General features: G+C 70.3%; 8 protein-coding genes. 6 read left to right on the forward strand and 2 right to left on the reverse strand.

From position 1 onward, the window contains the following. The coding region (locus HMPREF0731_RS10735) for an EamA family transporter (protein ID WP_169312285.1) at positions 1–577 on the forward strand (577 nt) is incomplete at its 5' end. On the opposite strand, the gene HMPREF0731_RS10740 is transcribed toward HMPREF0731_RS10735, so the two are convergent. Beyond that, on the reverse strand, positions 571–1278 hold the full coding sequence (locus HMPREF0731_RS10740) for an SOS response-associated peptidase (protein WP_007004141.1): 708 nt from the start codon (positions 1276–1278) through the stop codon (positions 571–573). The two genes, HMPREF0731_RS10735 and HMPREF0731_RS10740, sit on opposite strands and share 7 nt — an antisense overlap. A gap of 153 nt (positions 1279–1431) precedes the next feature. Next, entirely contained in the window at positions 1432–2628 is a 1197-nt protein-coding gene (locus HMPREF0731_RS10745) for a M20 aminoacylase family protein (RefSeq protein ID WP_007004142.1), read from the reverse strand. A gap of 95 nt (positions 2629–2723) precedes the next feature. Here HMPREF0731_RS10745 and HMPREF0731_RS10750 point away from each other — a divergent pair, with 95 nt between their 5' ends. The 5 genes from HMPREF0731_RS10750 to HMPREF0731_RS10770 all read left to right on the forward strand — a co-directional run bounded on the left by HMPREF0731_RS10750 (position 2724) and on the right by HMPREF0731_RS10770 (position 6218). Beyond that, on the forward strand, positions 2724–3431 hold the full coding sequence (locus HMPREF0731_RS10750; RefSeq protein ID WP_007004143.1) for an extensin-like domain-containing protein: 708 nt from the start codon (positions 2724–2726) through the stop codon (positions 3429–3431). 116 nt (positions 3432–3547) lie between these two features. Beyond that, positions 3548–4018 carry a 50S ribosomal protein L13 gene (rplM, locus tag HMPREF0731_RS10755; RefSeq protein ID WP_007004144.1) on the forward strand — a complete coding sequence of 157 codons (471 nt, stop codon included), beginning with the start codon at positions 3548–3550 and terminating at the stop codon, positions 4016–4018. Positions 4019–4023: 5 nt separating this feature from the next. Then, entirely contained in the window at positions 4024–4518 is a 495-nt protein-coding gene (gene rpsI, locus HMPREF0731_RS10760) for a 30S ribosomal protein S9 (RefSeq protein WP_007004145.1), read from the forward strand. 124 nt (positions 4519–4642) lie between these two features. Continuing rightward, entirely contained in the window at positions 4643–5593 is a 951-nt protein-coding gene (argC, locus tag HMPREF0731_RS10765; RefSeq protein ID WP_007004146.1) for an N-acetyl-gamma-glutamyl-phosphate reductase, read from the forward strand. Between the two features lie 100 nt (positions 5594–5693). Beyond that, positions 5694–6218 (forward strand): gamma carbonic anhydrase family protein, encoded by a 525-nt coding sequence (locus HMPREF0731_RS10770; protein ID WP_007004147.1) that lies wholly within the window; start codon positions 5694–5696, stop codon positions 6216–6218. Positions 6219–6334 lie beyond the last annotated feature (116 nt).

Genomic DNA, 6334 nt, shown 5'->3' on the forward strand with positions numbered 1-6334 from the left:
GCGCGCCCTGGCGGCGGTGGCGCTGGGCCTGGCCGGGGTGGCGCTGGTGGTCAGCGGCGGCGCGCCCGCCACCCTGCTCTCCGGCGGCGTCGGCGGTGGCGAGGGGCTGGTCTTCCTCGGCGCCACCGCCTGGGTGTTCTACACCCTGGGCGCGGCGCGCTTCCCCGGCTGGTCCGGCCTGCGCTTCACCGCGCTGAGCTGCGCCCTGGGCACGCTGAGCATCCTGGGGCTGGAAGCCCTGGCCCTGGCCCTGGGCTGGGCGCATTGGCCGAGTGGTGCAAGCCTCGCCGCCGCCACCCCCTCGCTGCTCTACCTGACGCTGCTGGCCTCGCTGCTCGGCGTGCTGGGCTGGAATGGCGGCATGCGCGCGGTGGGGCCGGCGCGCGGCGTGCTGTTCATCAACCTGGTGCCGGTGACGGCCTTCGCCATCGCGGTGGCCGGCGGCCAGGTGCCGGCGGCGGGCGAGATCGCCGGCGTCGCCCTGGTCATCGCCGCCCTGCTGCTGAACAGCCTGGGCGCCGCCACGCCGCGCCCGGCGTCCCTCGCCACTTCCGGCAAGCGGCCCTGCCCTCAATAGACGGGCGGGTCGTCCAGCTCCGGCGGCGGCATGGCCAGCGGGTCGCGCGCCAGCAGCCCGGCATCATTCTCGGAGAACTTGCCGACCCGCGCGGAGACCGGCCAGCAGGCCAGCGCCTCCGGTGGGCTGGGGCGCAGCAGCGGCAGCGGGTCGCCCTCCGCCTCGCCCAGCCAGAGCGGCCAATCCTCCGGCGGCAGGATCACCGGCATGCGGTGATGCACCAGCGCCTGCTTGGCATTGGCCTCGGTGGTGATGATGGTGAAGGTGCGCAGCCATTCGCCATCCGGCTGCTGCCAGCCCTCCCACAGCCCGGCCAGCGCCATCGGCGCGCCGCTTTTCAGGGCCACGGCATAGGCCTGCTTGCCCTTGCCCTCCTGGCGCCATTCATAGAATCCATCGGCCGGCACAAGGCATCGTCGTCGGCGGAACGCCTCGCGGAAGGAAGGCTTCTCGGTGAGGCCCTCGCTCCGCGCATTCATCAGCTTCGCCGCCCCCGAGGCATCCTTCGCCCAGCGCGGCACCAGACCCCAGCGCAACAGCCCCAAGTGCCGCGCCCCGTTCTGCGGGTTGCGCCGCACCACCCAGGACATCTGCGTCGGCGCCACGTTGTAATTGGGCGGATGGTTCGGCAGCGGGCCGACACTGCCCATGTGCCGCTGCAGCCGCTCCGGCTCCCGCTGGACGAAATAGCGACCGCACATGCCAGGCACTCCCATCACAAGACCAAGAAAGAAACGAAGATGGGGGAAGAATGAATTCTTCCCCCAGCCCCCCATCATCTTTTTTCTGTCAGGCTGCCGCCGTCTCCCGGCCAGGCGGGCCGCTGCCCTGGGCCGGAGTGACCCCGGCGAAGTTCAGCGGCCGTCGTCCCGGCCCTGACCGGCAGCAGACAAAAGCTGTTCGGCGAGGGTGGCGAAGAAGCTGGCGCCGACGGGCAGGATCTCGTCGTTGAAATCGTATTTCGGGTGGTGCAGCCCGGCATCGCTGGCGCCGCGGCCGCCGCCCAGCATCAGGTAGGAACCGCTCTTTGCGTTCAGCATGAAGGCGAAATCCTCGCCACCCATGGTCGGCTTCGGCAGCTCCTTCGTGTTGGCCTCGCCCACCACGGTGGCCGCGGCGCGGGCGGCCAGCTCGGTGGCCTCGGCGTCGTTGATGGTGGCGGGATACATGCGGAAGAACCGCACCTCGGCGCTGGCGCCGAAGGCCGTGGCGATGCCCGAGGCGATCTCGACCACCTTCTTCTCCAGCACGTCGCCCACCTCGGGGCGGAACCAGCGGGCGGTGCCGCGCAGGCTCACCGTCTCGGGGATCACGTTGAAGGCGTTGCCGCCCTCGATCTTGCCGATGGTGACGACGCCCGCCTCCACCGGCTCGACATTGCGGGCGACGACGGATTGCAGCGCGGTGACGATCTGCGCCGCGATCACCACCGGGTCGTTGCCCATATGCGGCATGGCGCCATGCGCGCCCTTGCCGGTGATGGTGATCTCGATATCGGCCACCGCCGCCATCACCGGGCCGGCGCGCCAGTGCATCTCCCCCGCCGGGATGCCGGGCCAGTTGTGGATGGCGAAGACGCGCTCCATCGGGAAGCGCTCGAACAGCCCCTCCTTCACCATCACCTCGGCGCCGCCGCCCATCTCCTCCGCCGGCTGGAAGATGACATGGACGGTGCCGGCGAAGTTGCGCGTCTCCGCCAGATACTTCGCGGCGCCCAGCAGCATGGTGGTGTGGCCGTCATGGCCGCAGGCATGCATCTTGCCGGGGATGGTGGAGGCATACTCCACCCCCGATTTCTCCAGGATCGGCAGCGCGTCCATGTCGGCGCGCAGCCCGATCGCCTTGCCGGGGGCGTTGCCGCGGATGACGCCCACCACGCCGGTGCCGGCGATGCCGGTCACCACCTCGTCCACGCCGAACTCGCGCAGCTTCTCGGCCACGATGCCGCTGGTGCGCACCTCCTCGAAGGCCAGCTCGGGATGGCGGTGGAAGTCACGGCGCCAGGCGATCATGTCATCCTGGAAGGCGGCGATACGGTTCAGCACGGGCATGGGCGTCATTCCGTCAGAGACGTGAAGAAGGGCCGGGAGCTTCACCCCGCCAGGGGGACTCGGCAAGGGGCGGGGGCGGGACCAGATCAAGGGCCATGCTGCGCCGCTTCCTGCTCTGGACTTTGCTGCTCGCCCCGCTCGCGCTGGTCGGGCTCTACTGGAACGGCGCCTGGCGCCCGCCTCCGGCCTGGGACCCGGCCGCGCCACTGGATTTCCGCGCGCCGCCCAACCTGCTGACCGGCTGGAAGCTGGCGCGCATGGACTGGCAGCCCGAATCCTGCTTCGCGGCCTTCGCCGCCTCGGGCCGCAGCGTGGCGCGGGTGCCGGACCGCCCCTCGGAGGTCGGCTGCGAGATCGAGAACGCCCTGCGGCTGGAGGGGGAGGGCGTGGAGTTCGGCCCCAACCGCCCGATCGTCACCTGCGCCATGGCCGCCGCCTGGGCGATGTTCGAGCGCCACAGCCTGCAACCGGCGGCCGAGGCGCATCTGGGCAGCCGCATCGCCACGGTGCGGCACCTGGGCAGCTACAATTGCCGCAACGTCTATCACCGTGCGGCCGGGCGGCGCAGCCAGCACGCCACCGCCAACGCGCTGGACGTCGCCGGCTTCACCCTGGCCGATGGGCGCGGCGTCGCCCTGCCGCGCGACTGGGGCGAGCCAGGGGAGAATGCCAGGGCCGATTTCCTGCGCGCCGCGCGGGATGGCGCCTGCCGCTGGTTCAAGGCGGTGCTGGGGCCGGATTACAACGCCGCGCACCGCGACCATTTCCACCTGGACCGGGGGATGTGGTCGCGCTGCTCCTGAGCAAAATGGCGGCTTCTGGTGATGCGGTATTATGATACCACAGATTTTCCGCTTGACCCCGCGGGGCTTTGCACCGATAAACCGGCCCTCTTTTCAGGACTAAGCAGAAGCCGATCATGCTGACCACGCAGACCCGCTCGCTGAAGCCGGCGGAGGTCAAGAAGGGCTGGGTGCTGATCGATGCGGACGGGCTCGTGCTCGGCCGCCTCGCCGCACTCGTCGCCAATCGCCTCCGCGGCAAGCACAAGCCGCAATTCACCCCGCATGTCGATTGCGGTGACCATGTTGTCATCGTCAACGCCGACAAGGTCCGCGTGACCGGTGCGAAGTCCGAGCAGTCGGTCTTCTACTGGCACACCGGCTATCCGGGCGGGATCAAGGGCCGCACCATCCGTGAGCGCCTCGAGGGCCGTTTCCCCGAGCGCGTGATCGAGAAGGCCGTGGAGCGCATGATCACCCGCGGTCCGCTCGGCCGGAAGCAGATGAAGAATCTGCATGTCTATGCCGGGGCCGAGCATCCGCATGCCGGTGCGCAGCCGGAGACGCTCGACGTCGCCGCGCTGAACCGCAAGAACAAGCTGGGCTGAGCATCATGAGCGAGCAGACCACCGCCACCTCGCTGGCCGAGCTGAAGAACCTGGTCGCCGGCACGCCTGCCGCCGGCGAGGCCGCGCCCGTTCGCGAGGCCAAGCGTGACCAGTTCGGCCGCGCCTACGCCACCGGCCGCCGCAAGGATGCCGTCGCCCGCGTGTGGGTGAAGCCGGGCAAGGGCACCGTCGAGATCAATGGCAAGCCGGCCTCGCGCTACTTCGCGCGCCCGGTGCTGCGCATGCTGATCACGCAGCCCTTCCTGGTGGCCGACCGCTACCAGCAGTTCGATGTCTACTGCACCGTGACCGGTGGTGGCCTCTCCGGCCAGGCCGGCGCCGTGCGCCACGGCATCAGCCGCGCGCTCACCAACTACGAGCCGGAGCTGCGGGGCATCCTCAAGAAGGCCGGCTTCCTGACCCGCGACCCGCGCGTCGTCGAGCGCAAGAAGTACGGCAAGGCGAAGGCCCGACGCTCCTTCCAGTTCAGCAAGCGCTGACGCTGGCGGGCCGGCGTCGCGCCGGCCCTGTCCAGGGCTGTTCATCGGAAAGGGCGGGTCCGCGAGGGCCCGCCCTTTCTGCTTTTCTGCTATCCTCACCGAACCGAACCTCCAGGAGAGCCACATGGCCAAGGGTTCACTGCCTGCGATCTTCATCGATGGCGAAGCCGGCACGACCGGGCTCGGCATCCGCCAGCGCCTCGAGGCGCTGCCGGGCATCGTGCTGCGCTCCATCGATCCGGAGCGCCGCAAGGACCCCGAGGCCAAGCGCGCCCTGATGGCCGAGGTCGATCTGGTGGTGCTCTGCCTGCCGGACGCCGCCTCGAAGGAGAGCGCGGCGATGGCGGCCAGCCTTGGCGCGGACGCGCCCAAGCTGCTGGATGCCTCCACCGCGCACCGTGTGGACCCTGACTGGGTCTATGGCGTGCCGGAGCTGGCGCCGGACCAGGCGGCGAAGATCGCCGCCGCGCCGCGGGTGGCCAATCCGGGCTGCTACCCGACGGGCGGCATCGCGCTGCTGCGGCCGCTGGTGGCGGCCGGGCTGATCCCGGCCGACCATCCGGTCACGGTCAATGCGGTGTCCGGCTATTCCGGCGGTGGCAAGGGCATGATCGAGGCCTATGAGGCCGGCACCGCCCCGGATTTCGAGCTGTACGGGCTGGGGCTGGAGCACAAGCACCTGCCGGAGCTGCAGCTCTATTCCGGGCTGACGCGGCGGCCGATCTTCGTGCCGAGCGTGGGCAACTACCGGCAGGGCATGCTGGTCTCGATCCCGCTGCATCTGGACCTGCTGCCCGGCGCGCCGAAGCCGGCTGATCTCGAGGCCGCGCTGGCCGCCTACTACCAGGGCTCCGAGTGGGTGAAGGTTGTCCCCGCCACGGCGGATGGCAAGCTGGAGCCGGAGGCGCTGAACGACACCAACCTGCTGGAGCTGCGGGTGTTCGGCAATGCCGCGCGCGGCCAGGCCGTGCTGGTGGCGCGCCTGGACAATCTCGGCAAGGGCGCCTCGGGCGCGGCGGTGCAGAACATCGGCCTGATGCTGGGCCTGCAGCAGGCGGCCGCGAAGGCGGCCTGAAGCGACCCCGTTGCCGCCGTGACCGGCAGCTGACAGAAGAAAGAAGGGGGTCCGGGGGAATTCATTCCCCCGGCCTTTTTTGTTTTTGAAAGGAAGCCGAATGTCCCTCTACCCCTTCGAAGGCGTGCTGCCCAAGGTCGCTTCCGGCGTCTTCATCGCCCCCACCGCCGCCGTGATCGGCGATGTCGAGATCGGGGAGGGGGCCAGCATCTGGTATCACTGCGTGCTGCGGGGCGACACCAACCGCATCGTGGTCGGTCCGCGCAGCAACGTGCAGGACGGCACGATCGTTCATGTGGCGCGGGGCACGCTGCCGGCGCTGATCGGCGCCGATGTGACGATCGGCCATGCCTGCATCATCCATGCCTGCACGCTGAAGGATGGTGCCTTTGTCGGCATGGGCGCCACGGTGCTGGATGGCGCGGTGATCGAGGAGGGCGGCATGCTGGGCGCTGGCGGGTTGCTGCCGCCGGGCAAGCGGATCGGCCCGAACGAGTTGTGGCTGGGCGCCCCCGCCCGGCTGGCCCGCGTGATGAGCGTGGAGGAGAGGGCGCAATGGGACAAGACGGCCGAGCACTACACGGAGCTGGGGCAGCGCCACGCCCGCTCGCTGGCGCGGGGCTGAGGGCGGCCGCGCTGCTGTTCCTGGCGCTGGGTGGCTGCGGCATGGCCGGCATGCCGCCCGAGCCGCCGGTGACGCTGCCGGGGGTGGCGGCGCAGGGCGCGCCCAACCCGGTGACG

Origin of the sequence: Pseudoroseomonas cervicalis ATCC 49957, from assembly GCF_000164635.1 — a bacterium.
Taxonomy (GTDB): Bacteria; Pseudomonadota; Alphaproteobacteria; order Acetobacterales; family Acetobacteraceae; genus Pseudoroseomonas; species Pseudoroseomonas cervicalis.

Excerpts from the sequence above, each read along its gene's own strand:
- HMPREF0731_RS10740 (WP_007004141.1), bottom strand. The coding sequence starts at position 1,278 with ATGTGCGGTCGCTATTTCGTCCAGCGGGAGCCGGAGCGGCTGCAGCGG.
- rpsI (WP_007004145.1), top strand. The coding sequence starts at position 4,024 with ATGAGCGAGCAGACCACCGCCACCTCGCTGGCCGAGCTGAAGAACCTG.
- HMPREF0731_RS10750 (WP_007004143.1), top strand. The coding sequence starts at position 2,724 with ATGCTGCGCCGCTTCCTGCTCTGGACTTTGCTGCTCGCCCCGCTCGCG.
- HMPREF0731_RS10745 (WP_007004142.1), bottom strand. The coding sequence starts at position 2,628 with ATGCCCGTGCTGAACCGTATCGCCGCCTTCCAGGATGACATGATCGCC.
- rplM (WP_007004144.1), top strand. The coding sequence starts at position 3,548 with ATGCTGACCACGCAGACCCGCTCGCTGAAGCCGGCGGAGGTCAAGAAG.
- argC (WP_007004146.1), top strand. The coding sequence starts at position 4,643 with ATGGCCAAGGGTTCACTGCCTGCGATCTTCATCGATGGCGAAGCCGGC.
- HMPREF0731_RS10770 (WP_007004147.1), top strand. The coding sequence starts at position 5,694 with ATGTCCCTCTACCCCTTCGAAGGCGTGCTGCCCAAGGTCGCTTCCGGC.